The following is a 17,236-nucleotide window of genomic DNA, read 5'->3' as shown; positions in this document are numbered from 1 at the left end:
GCTGAATTGATGGCTGATAGTAAAAATCTAGGATTGAAACGTCTGGTAAATGCCTTTGGATATTCCATGAAGGGATTAAAAGCCACTTACCAGGGTGAAGAGGCGTTTCGGCAAGAGGTTTTTGTACTATTATTAGCTATCCCTTTGGCGCTGTGGATTGCCTCAGATGCAATCGAGTTGATTCTATTGATCGGCAGTGTGTTACTGGTTTTGGTGGTCGAGTTGTTAAACTCGGCCATTGAAGCAGTTGTTGATCGATTTGGTGGGGAAATGCACGAACTATCAGGGCGTGCAAAAGATATGGGATCAGCTGCCGTTTTATTGATTTCGATCAATGCAGGCTTGGTCTGGCTGCTGATATTGTTCCGCTGATAGAATGCAAGCCATCGGGGTTAGCATTTAGTAATTCAATGCTTTTCATCATTCCTATGAATTTTTGCGATATTAGGGAAGTATATCCCGCGTTCCTAAAGACAGATATAGATGAAGTGTTGTATTCTTGCCGCCCTGAAAACGTTCAATTGTTATGAGTGTAAGAATCTAGCACTTATTCGGCTACGGATTAATTAAATTGAGGTAATAGCATGGCTCATAGTACTGCCGGCTCGCTTGAGCAATATAACTATGACATTGTAAAAAAGTTCGCAATTGCATCCATCATTTGGGGTGTACTGGGGATGACTACCGGGGTCTGGATCGCTTCAGAACTTGCGTGGCCGTTTTTGAATTTCGATATCGCACAGATCACATTTGGTCGTCTGCGTCCGGTTCATACCAGTGGTGTAATTTTCGGCTTTGGTGGTAACGCACTATTTGCAACGTCGTTTTATGTCGTTCAACGCACTTGTCAGGTTCGACTGGCAGGTAGCAAATCAGCCCATAGTTTCATGTTCTACGGATGGAATTTGGCTCTGATCATCGCCGGTATCGGCTATACCATGGGTATCACTCAGGCGCGTGAATACGCAGAGCCAGAGTGGTATGTGGATATCATGATTGCGGCAGTCTGGGTGGTTTACTTCCTGGTCTTCACAATGACGATTATGCGTCGTAACCAACCGCACATTTATGTCGCGAACTGGTTCTATATGGCGTTTATTCTCGCGACTGCAATTCTTCATATTTTCAACAACTTGGCGATGCCAGTCAGCTTCACTAGCACTAAGTCTTACAGCCTGTTCTCCGGAGCACAGGATGCAATGACACAGTGGTGGTATGGGCACAACGCAGTAGGATTTTTCCTGACAGCAGCGTTCCTAGGCATGATGTACTACTTCGTACCGAAGCAGGCGGGTCGTCCGGTTTATTCGTATCGTTTATCGATCGTTCACTTCTGGGCGCTGGGCTTCATGTACATGTGGGTAGGTACTCACCATCTACACTGGACTGCGATTCCTGATTGGACCTCATCACTGGCAGCGGTTTTCTCAATCCTGTTGTTGATGCCATCTTGGGGTGGAATGATCAACGGTATTATGACGCTATCTGGCGCATGGGATAAGTTACGTACTGACCCAATCATGATGTTCATGATCACTGCATTGTCATTCTACGGAATGTCGACTTTTGAAGGCCCGATGATGGCGCTGAAAGAAGTTAACGCACTCTCTCACTACACTGACTGGACGGTAGGACACGTACATTCTGGTGCGTTGGGATGGGTTGCTCTGATTACTATTGGTTCGTTCTATCACATGATCCCAAGGCTTTGGAACACAGAGCTATACAGCACGCAATTGGTAAGAATTCACTTCTTCATTGCGACACTGGGTATCATTTTGTACATCACGGCAATGTGGTCCTCTGGTATCGGCCAGGGCATGATGTTGCGCGAGTTTGATGAATACGGAAACTTGGCCAATACCTTTATTTCAACCGTAACCTTTATGCATGCTCCGTTAGTGGCTCGTGCAATCGGTGGAATGTTCTTTGTAAGCGGGATGTTGATTATGGCTTTCAATATCTATATGACCATTAGTTTGGCAAAGCGTGAGTCTGCGACTTCGCTCGGACAAACGGCTAACGCATAAAGGAAGCTGGAATAAACATGAAACTGAAACACGAAATTTTTGAAACGAATATCGGCGTACTGATTGTCTTCACTTTGATTGCGATCAGTATCGGTGGATTGGTTGAAATCACACCATTATTTTACATCAACGACACGGTCGAAGATGTGCGTAATGCGGATGGTACTCAAGCGGTCAGACCTTATTCGCCTTTGGAGCAACGTGGCCGGGATATTTATACTCGTGAAGGTTGCTACAACTGTCACTCGCAAATGATTCGTCCGTTCCGTGATGAGGCGCTGCGTTATGGTCACTATTCACTAGCAGCAGAATCTCAGTACGATCACCCGTTCCAATGGGGTTCAAAGCGTACTGGTCCTGATCTGGCTCGCGTAGGTGGTAAGTACTCTGATGCATGGCATGTAAAGCATTTGGTTCGCCCTCGTTCGGTTGTACCTGAGTCGATCATGCCTAACTACCCTTGGTTGCTGGAAGACGATCTGGACTATTCTGATATTCAGGAGCGTATGGTTGCTCTGAAGAAGGTGGGTGTTCCTTACTCACTGACTAAAGAAGAATACGATGCGAACGTGAAGAAATTCGGTCAGACCGTTGCGGATAAGTTAGACATCACTCGTGCAGATCAGAATCTGATTAATGATGCTCAAAACTTTAATCGTGATGGTATTCCTGAGCGGATTACGGAAATGGATGCCTTGGTTGCTTACTTGCAAGTGTTGGGCACCATGATCGACTTTAAGGCTCACGATGAGCATGAGTTTATTAAAACCCGATAATCATTGTGATGGAGTGTGGCCGGAATGAATGAGATATTTATGTGGTTTACTGATCTGGGAAATAGCAAGGTTGCTGCAGTTGTAATCTTCTTCCCATTGTTCATCGGTATGCTGCTGTATGTGTATACCGGCAAGCAACGGAGTGAGCGATTGGAATCGTATAAAAATATTCCTCTCGATGATGACAAGAATGATACAGCCCAGAAAGGTGGTAGATAATGATTGATAAAGACCCCATTACCGGCGCTAAAACGACGGGCCATGTTTGGGACGAGAACATTCAGGAGTTTAGTAATCCGTTGCCTCGTTGGTGGTTGTGGACTTTTTACGCGACGATGGTGTTTGCCCTAGTCTATTGGATTATGTATCCATCTTGGCCAGTAGCTGGAAGCTTCCTCAAAGGTTTCAACACGATTACCTATCAGACTGATGCAGGTGAAGAGGTTGTTTCTCACTGGAACACGCGTGCGCTATTAGCCAAAGATATGCAGACCGGCAAAAGCGCCATGGCGCAAAAAGGCTACTTAGAAGTTATCGCTAACAGCAGCTACGAAAATATTGCTGAAGATGCTGACAAGCTAGCGTTTGTTGAGTCTTACGGTAACGGTGTATTTGGTGAATACTGTGCGGCTTGCCACCAAAGTGGTGCTGGCGGCGTGGTGGGTGCTTATCCTAACCTGATCGATGATGATTGGTTATGGGGTGGTGACGCCCACGATATTGAAACAACATTGAAGATTGGTCGTAACGGCTTTATGCCAGCGTACGAAGAAACCTTTAATGAAGAGCAGTTAACTCAGGTTGCCAGCTATGTGTTAAGCATGTCCGGTGACAATGGCGATGAGCCAGAGTTAATCGCAGCAGGTGAGAAGATTTTCCAAGGCCAGGAAGGTGGTTGCTACTACTGCCATACCCCAGCTGGAACGGGTATGAAATCTCAAGGTTCGGCTAATTTGACAGACAAGATCTGGACGATTGCCAATGTACCTGCTGCTGAGACTTACCCTGAGCGTTTGGCATTAGTTAAGCAGGTTATTCACAATGGTGTTAACCGTGTGATGCCAGCTTGGAGTTCTCGTCTGAGTGATACTGAAATCAAAGTGTTGACCGCTTATCTGCTGAACAAGCGAGCAGGCGGCCAGTAACAACTAGACAATAGACTTACTGCGGGGTGACGCCGTTGCCCCGTAGATAAGTCGTGCGGTGATTGAAATGAACGAAGCACCTTTGCAATTCGTTGAATATCAGAAGATCATTGAGCCACGTTCCGTCAAGGGACGCTTCCGCAATATCAAAACTGTTATCCTTATTCTGGCCTATCTGGTCTATTTCTTACTGCCATGGATGCCATGGTCACGTGAGATTGGTCCCAATCAAGCAGTTGTGTTTGATCTGGCGAACCATAAATACTACCTGTTTAATATGGTGTTTCACCCGCAGGATATACTGACGTTGGCAGCGTTATTGTTCCTGGCAGCGGTGCTATTGTTCTTTGTGACGACCGTTGCAGGGCGTATTTTCTGTGGCTTTTTCTGCTTTCAGACAATCTGGACGGATGCGTTTCGCCTGATTGAGCAAAAGATTCAAGGCACGAGGGTTACACGGCTACGGTTGAAGAAACAGCCATGGGATCGGGAGAAGATTCTAAAAGTTGGCTCGACACATTTCTTTTGGTTGCTGCTGGCATTCTGGAGTGGTTTTACCTTTACGCTGTACTGGGCGGAAGCGCGTGTTTTAATTGTTGAGTTCTTCACTGGACAAGCGCCATTTGCGGCGTACCTGACGACACTAATCATTACCACCACCACTTATTTGGCCGCAGGCTTCATCAAAGATAATGTGTGCGTTCACATTTGTCCGTATTCTCGTTTTCAGACTGCAATGTTTGATAAGAATACCTCGGTTGTCTCTTATGACATGAACCGTGGCGAGGGTGAGAAGGGTCGTGCTAAGCCCGTCAAAAGGATGAAAACCCGTGAAGACCGTACGGCGTCTGGCGTGGGTGATTGCGTAGATTGCGGTTATTGCGTGCAGGTCTGCCCAATGGGGATTGATATTCGTGATGGCTTGCAGATCGCTTGTATTCATTGTGGATTGTGCGTTGATGCCTGCGACACCATTATGGATAAGCAAGGTTGGCCCCGTGGCTTAGTTCGTTTTACCTCTGAAAATGATTTGGAAGGGAAAAAGACGAGTCGCTTTGGAGTGCGTACAATTGGTTATGGCTTGGCAACATTAATCTCTGCGGCTGTGCTGGTTTGGAGTGTGCTTGCCAGTGACAAGCTAACGGTTGATGTATCGCAAGTAAGGAACCCATTGTACGTAACTTTGTCTGATGGTTCGGTGCAAAACAGCTACCGTTTTAAGTTCTATAATATGACATTGAAGCCTGCGGTGTTTAACCTTGAGGTTGAAGGCTTGCCGGAAGGTATTGTTGATATGGGGCACTTAAAGCACGTTAAGCTGGAGCCAGGTAAAGGTTTGCGTATGTTTATTCGTTTACGCCAACCCAGTGCTGCCGTACAGGGCGATAAGTCACGTCCAATCCGGTTTAAGCTAACACCTGTGAGCGGCGAGTTTACGCAGCCGATTTATCAAAAATCACAATTCATTACCCCTTGAGTAGAGTCGTGTCATGGAAAATGTAAATATACTGATCACAATGGGCACTGGTATTGCCTCTGCCTTCTTGCTGTTCTTCTTATTCCATCTATGGTTTAAGTGGAGCGGTCGTCTATCAGCAGTGTTGACTGTTTTGATTGTGTGGGCAGTTTACTTTCCACTAGCCTATTTGTACTGGCCTGGGATTGACGTGTTTGCCATCCATTTTGCCTTCTTCAGTATGACGGCTTACGGATTAGGTATCGTGACCTATATTCGGGATGGCTCGAAAGATCGCTCAAAGCTGGGTTGGTTTCATTGGGCACCTGCAAGTATTGTGTGCTTCTTTTTGGTGTTGACGATTGTTGACTCCAATATCATTGCCATCGCTCAGAAATATGCACCAGGTGTTGTTGCACATGATTTCCGCCAGAAAGAGAATCAGTATAATGAGTATCTTGCGCGCCTTGAGGCACAAAAGCAGCGCGGCTGGGAAATTGCCGGAGGCTGGGATGAAACGCCAGTCATCAATCAGGTAAAGCCTTTTGAAGTGACGGTAACCGACAAAGACGGCGCGCGTATTACCGAAGCTGAGGTGCAAGCTAAATATTTGAGTACGGCTGACCCTAAGCAGGATCAGATGTTCGTATTGAAGGAGTTGTCACCCGGTGTGTATGGTACAGAAACGGCGTTGAATGTGCCGGGCCGCTGGACAGTTGTTGTCAGCGTCAAGCGTGGTGAAGACTTCCATGAAGTGAAAGGTCAGATTGACGTTGATCCGGAGACTAGCGGCAGTTAATGGACTCAGGCATATGGCGTCCGGCTGCAGGCGAGTGCTTTCACTGTGGTCTGCCGCTGTATGGTGCAACTTTCTCAGTTATAATAGATGATGAGCCTCAGGCAATGTGCTGTCTGGGTTGTCAGGCGGTTGCACAAGCTATTGTTGATAATGGCTTAGATGATTTTTATCGCCACCGTACTGAATGCTCTGCCAGACCTGATTCGGTAGTGCCGGATGAGCTGCAACAGCTCACCTTATTTGATAATGAAACCGTTCAACAATCCTTTGTTCGCGATACCGACGACTCTGTCAGTGAGGCATCGTTAATCATTGAAGGCGTTGTGTGTGCGGCTTGTGTCTGGTTAATTGAACACCATTTGCAAAAGATTCCGGGTGTTTTGGAGCTTCGGGTTAATCTCACCACACATCGCGCTAATGTGGTCTGGGATAAAAGCCAACTTCCCTTAAGTAAAATACTGGCTGAGATTCGCAGTATCGGCTATCAAGCCCACCCATTCGATGCCAATCGCTTGCACAATATTAACGAGCGAGAGCGTAAACATTCCCTAAGACGTATTGCCATTGCTGGTATTGGTATGATGCAGGTGATGATGACTGCGCTCGCCTTGTATATTGGCGAAGCCGATATGGGTGAGTCTGCGCGTAACTTATTGCGCTGGATTGGTTTATTTATCACTACGCCAGTATTGTTATTTGCCTCCAGTGTGTTCTTTCGTTCGGCATGGCGGGAATTAAAGCGCTTCCGCTTGGGGATGGATGTGCCGGTTAGTATCGCCATGATTACGGCTTACTCAGCGAGCGTTTGGGCTACAGTGACTGGGGCGGGTGAGGTTTATTATGACTCCGTCACCATGTTTACTTTTTTCCTGTTGCTGGGTCGTTTTCTTGAAATGAATGCTCGGCATCATGCGGGTAAAGTCGCAGATGAGTTAGTTCGCTTATTGCCAGCGGTTGCCACGCGCTTGGCTGCAGATGGCTCGACGAGCGTAGTGAGTGTTTCTGAGTTGCAGCTTGGTGATCGGGTATTGATCCGGCCAGGCGAGACTGTTCCGGCTGATGGGTTAGTGGCTGATGGCGAAAGTACGGTGAATGAAGCGGTATTGAGTGGCGAAAGCGTTCCAGTGTTAAAGCATAGTGGCGATGCGCTGACTGGTGGTACGGTGAATGTTGAAAGTCCGCTAGTGCTTGAGGTGCAGGCGGTTGGTGAGAGTACGGTGCTTTCCTCGATTATTCGCTTGCTTGATCGGGCTCAGATGGAAAAGCCTAAGCTGGCGCGTTTAGCCGATTCGGTTGCAGCTTGGTTTGTATTGGTTATTTTGATTACGGCTGCGTTGGTATTTGGGGCGTGGTGGTTTTATGATCCTGATCGTGCATTTTGGGTGACGATTGCGGTATTGGTGGTGACTTGCCCTTGTGCTTTGTCGCTAGCGACTCCTGTTGCGTTAACTACGGCCACTAGTAGTCTCACCAGGATGGGTGTGCTAACAACGCGTGGGCATGCATTGGAAGGACTATCAAAAGCAACAGATGTTGTATTTGATAAAACGGGGACATTGACTACAGGTCAGTTGCAGGTATCTGGGCAGTGGTTTGCTGATGATTGGTCTAGGAGTGCTAGTGGCTCTGAAAGTTCGGGAGAGTTATCAAAAGTCGCGGTGGAGTTTTCTCCAGAGCAAGCATTGTTGGCGCTGGCTGCAGGTTTAGAAAGTGCCTCTGAACATCCTATTGCGCGTGCTGTTATTGCGGCTAGTACTCTAGAGGCAGTGGTCTGCAAAGATCAGAAAAATATTCCTGGTCGAGGTGTTGAAGGTGTATTCGACGGTGTTGTCTATCGTATCGGGACGAAAGAATTTATAGAGCCTTGGTTGGCAGATGGCGTTACGTCTGCTGATTTAGAAATGAAGGCGGGCTTTGCAGGAGTCAATACCCGAATTTACATGGCTAATAAGCAGCAGTTACTGGTTATTTTAGAGCTGCAAGATCAGCTGCGAGCTGATGCCGTCGAATGTGTTGCTGCCCTTAAAACTGCAGGAATGCAGGTGACTTTACTGAGTGGTGATAAGCAGTCTGTTGCAGATCATGTCGGTAAAAAGTTAGGTATTGATACCGTTATTGCGGAACAGTTACCTGATCAGAAGCTTGCTTACCTTAAGTCCAAACAGGATGCGGGGCAGTTGGTCATTATGGTGGGTGATGGTGTGAATGATGCACCGGTACTGGCTGCCGCAGATGTGTCGATTGCAATGGGTGAGGGGAGTCAATTAGCTCAAGTCACTGCCGATATGGTGTTAATGTCGGATAGCTTAAAGTCGATTCCTCAGGCTATTCATATGGCAAAGCGAACACGAGTTATCATCCGAGAAAACTTTGCTTGGGCAATTTTGTATAACTTGCTGGCAATGCCAATGGCTACACTGGGCCTGTTGGCACCGTGGATGGCTGCGATTGGAATGTCGCTGAGTTCATTGTTAGTGGTGTTAAACGCATTACGCCTAAAGCGGTAATTGCTTTAGGCGTAATATTGGGCTCTTTACTTATTGTGTAGCTATCTGTCGGCAGTGGAAGATAACCTTCCGGTAGAGGCAGGCTCCAGAGCTAGGGCATCAGCCGCCAGATTGCTGCTTAACCACTTCTGCAATGCTATGTGCCAGCATTGTTGTTTCGGTCTCATCTTGGCCTTCTACCATTACTCGAATGAGTGGTTGTGTGCCAGACGCGCGTAATAGCACTCGTCCACGATGAGCCAGCTGATCTTCGACATTAGCGACAGCTTTCTGGATAGCTGCGTTATTCGCAATATCAATAACACCACTTAACTCAACATTGACCAATGTTTGAGGGTATTTGGTCATGACTTGCTTGAGGTCGTGCAAAGAACGCCCACTTTCTACAATAGCTTGTAATACTTGCAATGCTGCAATCGTGCCATCACCCGTTTCGATGCGGTCCCGAACAATAATATGGCCAGAAGACTCACCACCGAGTACACCGCCGGTTTTGATCATTTGTTCGATAACGTAGCGGTCGCCAACATTGGCGCGGTGGAAGTTAAGTCCCATCTCTTGGACTGCGTGCTCAAGGCCAAGGTTACTCATCAATGTGCCAACAATATCTTGGCCAGCACTATCTGTACTCAGGCGGTGTTTAGCAATGATGGCTAGAATCTCATCACCATCAACCGTTGCACCCGTGTGGTCAACCAGCATTAAGCGGTCGCCATCACCATCTAGCGCAACGCCTAGGTCGGCGTTGTGTAATAGGACTTGCTTGGACAGCATATCGAGTGAGGTAGCACCGCACTCTTCATTAATGTTCAAGCCGTTAGGTGAATTTGCTACAGTAATAATCTCCGCTCCAAGCTCTGATAATACGTGCGGCGTAACATGATAGGTTGCACCATTTGCGCAGTCGACAACTATCTTTAAACCTTCTAATGATGTTTCATTAGGCAAGGCACGCTTACAAAATTCAATGTAGCGGCCTGCTGCATCATCAACACGTACGACTTTGCCTAGTTTGTCAGACTTTACGGTAACAAGGTCTTCTTCTAAATAGCGCTCTATTGCCAGCTCGGTTTCGTCATCCAGCTTCATGCCTGCTGAAGAGAAAAACTTAACACCGTTATCCTGATAAGGGTTGTGAGATGCACTCACAACAATGCCTGCAGATGCACGGAAGGTTCTGGTTAGATAAGCAACGCCAGGGGTTGGCATTGGCCCTAGTAATCGAATGCTAACACCAGCGGCTACTAACCCTGCCTCAAGCGCAGACTCAAGCATGTAGCCAGAAATACGGGTATCTTTACCGATAACAACCAGTGGGTTCTTTTTTGTAGCCAGAACTTTTCCGGCAGCCCATCCTAGTTTAAGTGCAAAGTCGGGGGTCATTGGGTAGGTTCCGATCTCGCCGCGAATGCCATCAGTACCGAAGTATTTCTTTTCCATCACAAATTCCTTTGTTTATTTTTATTAGCCTAAATAATCTACTAAATATAAGGGTGTTTGTATCAAAATTATCTTATATAGGCAATTGTTAGCCATTAACTAATTAATAATCAGTGTAAATAGTATATAAGGTCTATATTTCCCGATAATCACACATAAAAAAACGCGACGAGGAGGTTTGCTCCTGTCGCGCTCTACGATCGTAAAATTAGATTGTTAACTAGTGCCTAGTGAGAGCTCGCTGGCTTAGCGTTCACGACCTCATCATCTTTAGCTTCTGGATCTTCTGACGTGGCAGTCTCACCACTATCTCCATCATCTTTACCGGAGTGATCATCATCATTCCAATCAGCTGGAGGTGTTGGCTTCTTGCCTTGCATGATTTCATCGATCTGACCGCGATCAATGGTCTCGTACTTAATCAGTGCTTCAGCCATCAGATGCAATACATCAATATTCTCGCGCAAAATAGTCTCGGCACGATCATAGTTGCGATCAATAAACGTTCTAACTTCCTGATCGATAGACTTAGCTGTTTCATCAGACATTTGCTTATGTGAAGTTGTGGCGCGTCCTAAGAACACCTCACCTTCTTCTTCACTGTAAGCCAACGGGCCTAGCTTCTCAGATAGTCCCCATTTAGTAACCATGTTACGAGCGATCTCAGTTGCGCGCTCAATGTCATTGGATGCACCAGTCGTTACACTTTCTTTGCCGAAGATTATTTCTTCAGCAAGACGGCCACCGAATAAAGTAGAGATCTGACTTTCCAGAGACTGCTTGCTATGGCTGTAGCGATCTTCCTCAGGAAGGAACATTGTTACACCAAGAGCGCGCCCACGAGGAATGATCGTTACCTTATAAACAGGGTCATGATCTGGCACTTTCAAGCCGATAATCGCGTGTCCCGCTTCATGATAAGCAGTGTTACGTTTTTCTTTATCGTTCATCACCATGGACTTGCGTTCTGCGCCCATCATGATTTTATCTTTCGCTTTCTCAAACTCTTCCATGTTCACAGTGCGCTTATTCACACGGGCTGCGAACAAGGCGGCTTCGTTAACTAGGTTAGCTAAGTCAGCACCAGAGAACCCCGGTGTACCTCGAGCCAAAAGAGCAGGCTTAACATCGTTGCCGATAGGCACTTTACGCATATGCACTTTCAGGATTTGCTCACGGCCACGAACATCTGGCAGAGGTACAACAACCTGACGGTCAAAACGACCAGGACGCAACAGAGCTGGGTCAAGTACATCAGGGCGGTTAGTCGCAGCTATCACGATTACGCCTTCTGTGCCTTCAAAACCATCCATTTCGACCAGTAACTGGTTCAGTGTTTGCTCACGCTCGTCATGACCGCCGCCAACACCTGCACCGCGCTTACGACCAACAGCGTCGATCTCATCGATGAAGATAATGCAAGGCGCATGTTTCTTAGCTTGCTCAAACATGTCGCGAACACGGGAAGCACCCACACCGACAAACATTTCAACAAAGTCAGAACCTGAAATACTGAAAAACGGTACTTTAGCTTCGCCAGCGATTGCTTTAGCCAGCAATGTTTTACCCGTACCTGGCGAGCCAGCAAGTAGAACACCGCGTGGAATTTTTCCACCTAGCTTTTGGAATTTGCCCGGATCACGTAAGAACTCAACCAGTTCGAATACTTCGTCTTTAGCTTCTTCACAGCCAGCGACATCAGCAAATGTCACTTTCACCTGATCTTCAGTCATCATGCGAGCCTTGCTCTTACCAAATGACATCGGGCCGCCTTTACCGCCGCCGCCTTGCATCTGACGCATAATGTAAATCCACAGTCCGACAATAATCAGGAATGGAATTGTATTGATCAGGATGTCGACAAGGATATTGCGTCCTTCTGGCGGATCAACTTTGACCAGCACGTTATTACGCAATAATTCATCATACATTTTGGGGTCATTGATCGGCGCATAAGTCGAAAACGTCTCGCTATTACTTGTTTGTCCAGTAATAGACTGACCACGTATCTCAACGTTGCGGATCTCCTTATTATTGACACGCTCCAAGAACGCCGAATAAGGAATGTTAGCAGATGATGTTGTAGGTTCTTGAAATTTACTGAAAACTCCAACCAGAACCAAGGCGATTACCACCCACATCAGAATATTTTTGTTTAATTCGCTCAAGAAAGAATCCTCTATTCAGCCGTCTTTTATGCATCTCGTTAACAATCATTCTACCATGATTGCTGTTAATTGCTTCAGACTTAGTGTGTTGTAGAAAAATACTGCAAAGCAACCACGTAGACCTCACGACTTCTGGCTCGTGATGCCTTGGGTTTGCGTATTTTCACTTGTTTGAAGCTACGTTTTACATCCTGTATGTATTGATCAGAGCCTTCACCCTGAAACAGCTTAACGACCATGGAACCATTTGGTGCCAAAATCTGCCTTGCCATATCCAAAGCCAGCTCACATAAGTAAACCGAGCCGGGTTGATCAATTGCATCATTCCCACTTAAGTTGGGGGCCATATCTGAAATTACAACATCGGCTTTATCATTTCCCATCAAAAGCAGAATTTCATCGAGAATACTCTGTTCGGTAAAATCACCCTGTATAAACTCGACAAAAGGTAGCGGGTCAATGGGTAGGATATCGCTGGCGACAACTCGGCCATTAGTCCCGATGATTTGGGCTGCATATTGGCTCCAACCGCCTGGAGCTGCTCCAAGGTCAACCACCTTCATGCCGGGGCGTATCAGGCGATCCTTCTCCTGAATTTCTTTGAGTTTGTAGACCGCACGCGAGCGATATCCCTCTTTTTGGGAGAGTTTTACAAATTCATCATCAAAATGCTCTTTTAACCAGCGAGTACTGCTTTTGCTTCTAGCCATAACGTCATACAATTCAGGGATGGAAATGAATACTAAACAGATCAAACAACTCAAGTCTTTCGGTCATACTTTAAGCCCGGTCGTTACCGTTGGGCAACACGGTATGAAAGAGAGTATTAACAACGAAATTGAAATCGCACTGGATTATCATCAGCTAATTAAGCTAAAGATTAATCTCGGTGATCGGGAGCAGCGCGATGAGCTGATTCAATCATTGGCGGAGCAGCATAAAGCCATGCTGGTCCAGCGTATTGGTAATGTGGCATTGTTTTATCGTGAAAACAAAGACAAGCCATCAATTTTTCGCAATTTAGTCTAACTTGCTGTGCTCGCGGTCGCAGAAAGGTGCATGCTTTGTATATTTACAACCACAGAGCCCGTACTTCTTGCTTTCTTCGGCCGTGAACTTTAATGGTGTGAAATCAGTATTAGCGTGAGAGCCATCACAAAATGGTTGCTTCTCGGATCGACCACAAGAACACCAGTAATAGGTTTTGCCGGCTTCAAGCTCAACAACGTAAGGCCCTTTTTTAGCAATAACAGGATTGGATTTGTGGGACATAGCGTAAAATCCTAAATGTGTTGCGATTCATGAATGATTCAACGACAACGCAGAGCCCCTATATATAAAGGCTCTGCAGGTGCGTATACACGGCTACTAATTCTTTCAGGTGTATCCCAAGTGCTGTTTAGAACGGGATATCATCATCAAAATCATCAAAGTTTTGTGCTGGCGGTGGCGCTTGGCGTGACTGGTTTTGAGGCGCAGACTGCTGAGGGCGGCTTTTCTGTGGCGCAGGGCGTGATTGAGACTGATCAAATTCACTATTGCCGCCACTGCGGCTACCCAGCATTTGCATCTCAGAGCCAACAATCTCAGTGGTGTAACGATCTTGTCCACCTTGATCTTGCCATTTGCGAGTTCTCAAGCTTCCTTCGATATAAACTTGTGAACCCTTTTTCAGGTATTCACCCGCAATCTCAGCCAGACGATTGAAGAACACTACCCGATGCCATTCTGTCTTGTCGACACGCTCGCCAGAGGTTTTATCTTTCCAGCTATCGGTCGTGGCCAGACTGAAGTTAGTGACTGCACCACCACTTGGCATGTATTTGACTTCTGGGTCAGTACCCAGATTGCCTACCAGGATGACTTTATTAATGCCTTTGGCCATTATTAATTCCTTGTATTGGAGTATCGTTATTCGTTTTTCAGCGGAACATTATACTGTCTTCGCTTCAGAGTTCGAGTATTTACTCGATTAAAACGTCAACCCGATATGTTAACACCATCCAGAACTCAATGGGCTAGTTTGCTACGAATGGATTCCTGCTTGGGAGGAATGTATCCGTGCCTATTGTTGTTTTGCCGGATTCCCCTGATTGAGTTGTTCTATAATTATGTCCATCTGAGACTTCATATCATTAGTATCAATTGGCACTGGTGGAATTTCTCTGGCAGCATTTGGAACGATGGTTGGTTCGGGTTCCGGTGCACTTTCTACTTTTGTCTCAGATGTGATAGTAATTGTTGAGGTTTCAACGGCCTCTTCGGCTTTGTTACTTATGACGGGTAATGCACCTTGCAGTGAATCCGCTCGTTGTTTTTCGGCTTCAAGCTCCAGTCGCAGCTGCTCAAGCCGGTTACGCTCTGCTGCTAGCTCCTCTTGCTCTCGCATCTGCTTTAATCTGGCTTGCTGAATTTCGTCTTGAGCTTGCTTTGATGATGCAGCATTGGTCTCAGTGCCGGAGTTACTCGGTGACTCGATGATCATAGTGGGTTGCTCAGAGCCTCCTAAGAAACGGTCGGTTAGTGACTTAAGCTCCAAGTCCGGAGACTTCAAAAAGAGAAACCAAATCACTCCCAATACAAAGAGCACCAATAGAGAGTTGGCAAGAATAATGATGTAGAAGAAAAAAGAGCGTGGCTCCTCGGGAAGAGGGGTCGCTTCGAAGATTTCTTGGGGTTCAGCGTGGTCGCTGTATAACAGTGGATTTTTACGCACGAGTCTGTCCTTTTTCAATTCTGCTTAGCTCATACCCTTAACAGGGTACATAGCTAGTGATCCGCCATCCCTGGCAGAGCGGTGATCCGAAGGTACTAAATGCTGATTTTATTCCTGACTGACCTTGCTCACAATCCCATCACTGAAATAGATAGACAGATTTTTTTGTTGGCTGCGTTGGTCGCGCTCAATTGAGTAGTACAGATAATCCCAGCGATTCGTCGTGAAATCATCCTGCATCAGCGGTGAGCCTAAAATACTGATCACTTCTGCTCTTGGCATGCCGGGCTTTATTTGAGAAATAGTATCTTGCTCTAGTGCATTGCCTTGAAGAATGGTCGGTTTATACGTACAAGCGGCGCTGAAACCTGCGATCAGGCAGATGAGGAGAATATTTTTCATAGACGGCATATTAATGGTAATCCATTTTAGTTGTCTTGGTCGGGTTATTGTTTATGGCCACATTCTAGCGTAGCTGAACGGTGCAGCAAGGTTATTTTCTGGTAATAGTGATGATTTTAATGCAATTCGCCAAATAAATCGCGTTACAACTTTTGCAATTGTCAGAACTCGGGGTATAATGCTCGGCTACCTAGTAAATACTTTCTATTGAGAAGTCGAATTTTATGCCAAACGTTAAGATCAGAGAAAACGAGCCTTTTGAAGTTGCACTGCGCCGTTTTAAGCGTACTTGTGAAAAAGCAGGTGTTGTTGCAGAAGTAAGAAGTCGCGAGTTCTATGAAAAGCCAACATCAGTACGCAAGCGTGAAAAAGCTGCTGCAGTAAAGCGTAACATCAAGAATTTGAAGCGTGAATTGAACCGTCGTATCCGTCTGTTCTGATTTACAGTTTCTCCGCAGTGCCTGACGCTAGTGCAGGCCTGCGGTAAAAACGCATCCAGTATGCGTAATCAGGCGCCACTTGTTGGCGCTTGCTAGTTTTAGTGTTATGCACTTTGACAATTGCAGCGACCACTATGCGTTCGCATACTTCCTGCCAGAAGGCTGATTGATTATAATGTAATTAATCCTGCCGTTTACGAAGTCTTCCTTCAAGGTCATCCCTTATGTCTGTCGCTGAATTAAAAAACGATCGTTACTTGCGTGCCTTGCTTCAAGAGCCCGTCGATACCACTCCTGTCTGGATTATGCGTCAGGCTGGACGCTATCTGCCAGAATACCGTGAGTTGCGTAAACAAGCGGGCAGCTTTATGGATTTATGTACAAATCCAGAGTTGGCCTGTGAAGTCACTTTGCAGCCATTAGAGCGTTTTGATTTAGACGCGGCTATTCTGTTCTCTGACATTCTGACGATTCCAGATGCGATGGGCTTAGGTCTATACTTTGCCGAAGGTGAAGGTCCTCGCTTTGAGAGACCAGTTCGCACTGCAGCAGATGTGGCGGCTATTGGTGTACCAGATCCTGAGCTTGAGCTAAGTTATGTGACGGATGCTGTGCGCACCATTCGTAAAGCCTTAGATGGTCGAGTGCCGTTGATTGGATTCTCGGGTAGTCCTTGGACGTTGGCGACTTATATGGTTGAAGGCGGCACCAGTAAAGACTTCTCAAAAGTTAAAGGAATGCTGTATAGCGACCCTAAGACGCTACACTTATTATTAGATAAGCTGGCTGATAGCGTGATTTCTTACCTGAATGCGCAAATCGCAGCAGGCGCACAGTCTGTTATGGTATTTGATACTTGGGGCGGGGCGCTAAGTCCGCATGTTTATCGTGAATTCTCTTTGCGCTATATGGCAAAGATCGTTGATGGTCTGCAGCGCGAATCTGAAGGGCGCCGTGTACCAGTGACTTTGTTCACCAAAAATGGTGCGCGCTGGGCGAAAGATATTGTTGCGACTGGCTGTGATGGAATTGGGGTGGATTGGACGACCGATTTGAACGAAGTCGTTGCTAGTGTCGGTGATCAAGTTGCGCTGCAAGGAAATATGGATCCTTCGGTACTGTATGCTGACGCAGAGACCATTCAAACAGAAGTGAAACGCGTGCTGGCTGATTTTGGTGATAAGCCAACAGGCCATGTATTCAACTTAGGTCATGGTATTCATCAGCATGTGAACCCAGATCACCTGAAGGTCTTAGTGGATAGTGTTCATGAATTTGGTCGCAAAGCCTGATTCAACAGCTTAATTAGACGTTTCATAAAAAAAGCCCCTGATAATCATTTATCAGGGGCTTTTTT

At 46.4% G+C, this 17,236-nt stretch carries 18 protein-coding genes; 11 read left to right on the top strand and 7 right to left on the bottom strand.

From position 1 onward, the window contains the following. Positions 1-9: 9 nt before the first annotated feature. The 8 genes from LEUMU_RS0114090 to LEUMU_RS0114055 all read left to right on the top strand — a co-directional run bounded on the left by LEUMU_RS0114090 (position 10) and on the right by LEUMU_RS0114055 (position 8,713). Positions 10-372 (top strand): diacylglycerol kinase, encoded by a 363-nt coding sequence (locus LEUMU_RS0114090; RefSeq protein WP_022952934.1) that lies wholly within the window; start codon positions 10-12, stop codon positions 370-372. 212 nt (positions 373-584) lie between these two features. After that, positions 585-2,030, top strand: coding sequence for a cytochrome-c oxidase, cbb3-type subunit I (gene ccoN / locus LEUMU_RS0114085; RefSeq protein WP_022952933.1), 1,446 nt, complete (start codon positions 585-587; stop codon positions 2,028-2,030). A 17-nt stretch (positions 2,031-2,047) separates the two neighbouring features. Next, positions 2,048-2,806 (top strand): cytochrome-c oxidase, cbb3-type subunit II, encoded by a 759-nt coding sequence (ccoO, locus tag LEUMU_RS0114080; protein ID WP_022952932.1) that lies wholly within the window; start codon positions 2,048-2,050, stop codon positions 2,804-2,806. 24 nt (positions 2,807-2,830) lie between these two features. Further along, entirely contained in the window at positions 2,831-3,025 is a 195-nt protein-coding gene (locus tag LEUMU_RS0114075; RefSeq protein ID WP_022952931.1) for a cbb3-type cytochrome c oxidase subunit 3, read from the top strand. Beyond that, a complete protein-coding gene (gene ccoP, locus LEUMU_RS0114070) occupies positions 3,025-3,951 on the top strand; it encodes a cytochrome-c oxidase, cbb3-type subunit III (protein ID WP_022952930.1) in 927 nt (308 codons plus the stop codon). The genes LEUMU_RS0114075 and ccoP overlap by 1 nt, the downstream gene beginning before the upstream one ends. A gap of 67 nt (positions 3,952-4,018) precedes the next feature. Beyond that, entirely contained in the window at positions 4,019-5,428 is a 1,410-nt protein-coding gene (gene ccoG / locus LEUMU_RS0114065) for a cytochrome c oxidase accessory protein CcoG (protein WP_022952929.1), read from the top strand. A gap of 13 nt (positions 5,429-5,441) precedes the next feature. Beyond that, positions 5,442-6,206 carry a FixH family protein gene (locus LEUMU_RS0114060; RefSeq protein ID WP_022952928.1) on the top strand — a complete coding sequence of 255 codons (765 nt, stop codon included), beginning with the start codon at positions 5,442-5,444 and terminating at the stop codon, positions 6,204-6,206. Beyond that, positions 6,206-8,713 (top strand): heavy metal translocating P-type ATPase, encoded by a 2,508-nt coding sequence (locus LEUMU_RS0114055; RefSeq protein WP_022952927.1) that lies wholly within the window; start codon positions 6,206-6,208, stop codon positions 8,711-8,713. The genes LEUMU_RS0114060 and LEUMU_RS0114055 overlap by 1 nt, the downstream gene beginning before the upstream one ends. A 99-nt stretch (positions 8,714-8,812) precedes the next feature. Here LEUMU_RS0114055 and glmM read toward each other — a convergent pair whose 3' ends face one another. The 3 genes from glmM to rlmE all read right to left on the bottom strand — a co-directional run bounded on the left by glmM (position 8,813) and on the right by rlmE (position 13,031). Then, on the bottom strand, positions 8,813-10,153 hold the full coding sequence (gene glmM / locus LEUMU_RS0114050) for a phosphoglucosamine mutase (RefSeq protein WP_022952926.1): 1,341 nt from the start codon (positions 10,151-10,153) through the stop codon (positions 8,813-8,815). 227 nt (positions 10,154-10,380) lie between these two features. Further along, positions 10,381-12,321, bottom strand: a complete 1,941-nt coding sequence (gene ftsH, locus LEUMU_RS26125; protein ID WP_022952925.1) for an ATP-dependent zinc metalloprotease FtsH — start codon at positions 12,319-12,321, stop codon at positions 10,381-10,383. Between the two features lie 80 nt (positions 12,322-12,401). After that, positions 12,402-13,031 carry a 23S rRNA (uridine(2552)-2'-O)-methyltransferase RlmE gene (rlmE, locus tag LEUMU_RS0114040; RefSeq protein ID WP_022952924.1) on the bottom strand — a complete coding sequence of 210 codons (630 nt, stop codon included), beginning with the start codon at positions 13,029-13,031 and terminating at the stop codon, positions 12,402-12,404. A gap of 25 nt (positions 13,032-13,056) precedes the next feature. Between rlmE and LEUMU_RS0114035 the strand changes: the two genes are divergently transcribed. After that, on the top strand, positions 13,057-13,350 hold the full coding sequence (locus tag LEUMU_RS0114035; RefSeq protein ID WP_245570702.1) for a YhbY family RNA-binding protein: 294 nt from the start codon (positions 13,057-13,059) through the stop codon (positions 13,348-13,350). Here LEUMU_RS0114035 and LEUMU_RS0114030 read toward each other — a convergent pair. The 4 genes from LEUMU_RS0114030 to LEUMU_RS26120 all read right to left on the bottom strand — a co-directional run bounded on the left by LEUMU_RS0114030 (position 13,342) and on the right by LEUMU_RS26120 (position 15,448). Further along, positions 13,342-13,593 (bottom strand): CDGSH iron-sulfur domain-containing protein, encoded by a 252-nt coding sequence (locus tag LEUMU_RS0114030; RefSeq protein WP_022952922.1) that lies wholly within the window; start codon positions 13,591-13,593, stop codon positions 13,342-13,344. The genes LEUMU_RS0114035 and LEUMU_RS0114030 overlap by 9 nt on opposite strands. A 127-nt stretch (positions 13,594-13,720) precedes the next feature. Next, positions 13,721-14,206: a single-stranded DNA-binding protein gene (ssb, locus tag LEUMU_RS0114025; RefSeq protein ID WP_022952921.1), complete on the bottom strand. Its 486-nt coding sequence runs from the start codon at positions 14,204-14,206 to the stop codon at positions 13,721-13,723. Between the two features lie 180 nt (positions 14,207-14,386). After that, a complete protein-coding gene (locus LEUMU_RS0114020) occupies positions 14,387-15,037 on the bottom strand; it encodes a hypothetical protein (RefSeq protein ID WP_022952920.1) in 651 nt (216 codons plus the stop codon). A gap of 108 nt (positions 15,038-15,145) precedes the next feature. After that, positions 15,146-15,448, bottom strand: coding sequence for an outer membrane protein assembly factor BamE (locus LEUMU_RS26120; protein ID WP_022952919.1), 303 nt, complete (start codon positions 15,446-15,448; stop codon positions 15,146-15,148). A gap of 215 nt (positions 15,449-15,663) precedes the next feature. Here LEUMU_RS26120 and rpsU point away from each other — a divergent pair, with 215 nt between their 5' ends. Both rpsU and hemE read left to right on the top strand, forming a co-directional pair. Then, entirely contained in the window at positions 15,664-15,879 is a 216-nt protein-coding gene (gene rpsU / locus LEUMU_RS0114010) for a 30S ribosomal protein S21 (RefSeq protein WP_022952918.1), read from the top strand. Positions 15,880-16,103: 224 nt separating this feature from the next. Further along, the gene (gene hemE, locus LEUMU_RS0114005) at positions 16,104-17,171 is read left to right on the top strand and encodes a uroporphyrinogen decarboxylase (protein WP_022952917.1); all 1,068 of its coding nucleotides are present in this window, start codon (positions 16,104-16,106) and stop codon (positions 17,169-17,171) included. Positions 17,172-17,236 lie beyond the last annotated feature (65 nt).

Origin of the sequence: Leucothrix mucor DSM 2157 (assembly GCF_000419525.1) — a bacterium.
Classification (GTDB): Bacteria; Pseudomonadota; Gammaproteobacteria; order Thiotrichales; family Thiotrichaceae; genus Leucothrix; species Leucothrix mucor.
This window is presented reverse-complemented; position numbering and strand designations above follow the sequence as displayed.

Excerpts from the sequence above, each read along its gene's own strand:
- rlmE (WP_022952924.1), bottom strand. The coding sequence starts at position 13,031 with ATGGCTAGAAGCAAAAGCAGTACTCGCTGGTTAAAAGAGCATTTTGAT.
- ssb (WP_022952921.1), bottom strand. The coding sequence starts at position 14,206 with ATGGCCAAAGGCATTAATAAAGTCATCCTGGTAGGCAATCTGGGTACT.
- LEUMU_RS0114055 (WP_022952927.1), top strand. The coding sequence starts at position 6,206 with ATGGACTCAGGCATATGGCGTCCGGCTGCAGGCGAGTGCTTTCACTGT.
- ccoN (WP_022952933.1), top strand. The coding sequence starts at position 585 with ATGGCTCATAGTACTGCCGGCTCGCTTGAGCAATATAACTATGACATT.
- glmM (WP_022952926.1), bottom strand. The coding sequence starts at position 10,153 with ATGGAAAAGAAATACTTCGGTACTGATGGCATTCGCGGCGAGATCGGA.
- LEUMU_RS0114060 (WP_022952928.1), top strand. The coding sequence starts at position 5,442 with ATGGAAAATGTAAATATACTGATCACAATGGGCACTGGTATTGCCTCT.
- LEUMU_RS0114030 (WP_022952922.1), bottom strand. The coding sequence starts at position 13,593 with ATGTCCCACAAATCCAATCCTGTTATTGCTAAAAAAGGGCCTTACGTT.
- ccoG (WP_022952929.1), top strand. The coding sequence starts at position 4,019 with ATGAACGAAGCACCTTTGCAATTCGTTGAATATCAGAAGATCATTGAG.
- LEUMU_RS0114035 (WP_245570702.1), top strand. The coding sequence starts at position 13,057 with ATGAATACTAAACAGATCAAACAACTCAAGTCTTTCGGTCATACTTTA.
- LEUMU_RS0114075 (WP_022952931.1), top strand. The coding sequence starts at position 2,831 with ATGAATGAGATATTTATGTGGTTTACTGATCTGGGAAATAGCAAGGTT.
- LEUMU_RS26120 (WP_022952919.1), bottom strand. The coding sequence starts at position 15,448 with ATGCCGTCTATGAAAAATATTCTCCTCATCTGCCTGATCGCAGGTTTC.
- hemE (WP_022952917.1), top strand. The coding sequence starts at position 16,104 with ATGTCTGTCGCTGAATTAAAAAACGATCGTTACTTGCGTGCCTTGCTT.
- rpsU (WP_022952918.1), top strand. The coding sequence starts at position 15,664 with ATGCCAAACGTTAAGATCAGAGAAAACGAGCCTTTTGAAGTTGCACTG.
- LEUMU_RS0114090 (WP_022952934.1), top strand. The coding sequence starts at position 10 with ATGGCTGATAGTAAAAATCTAGGATTGAAACGTCTGGTAAATGCCTTT.
- ccoP (WP_022952930.1), top strand. The coding sequence starts at position 3,025 with ATGATTGATAAAGACCCCATTACCGGCGCTAAAACGACGGGCCATGTT.
- ccoO (WP_022952932.1), top strand. The coding sequence starts at position 2,048 with ATGAAACTGAAACACGAAATTTTTGAAACGAATATCGGCGTACTGATT.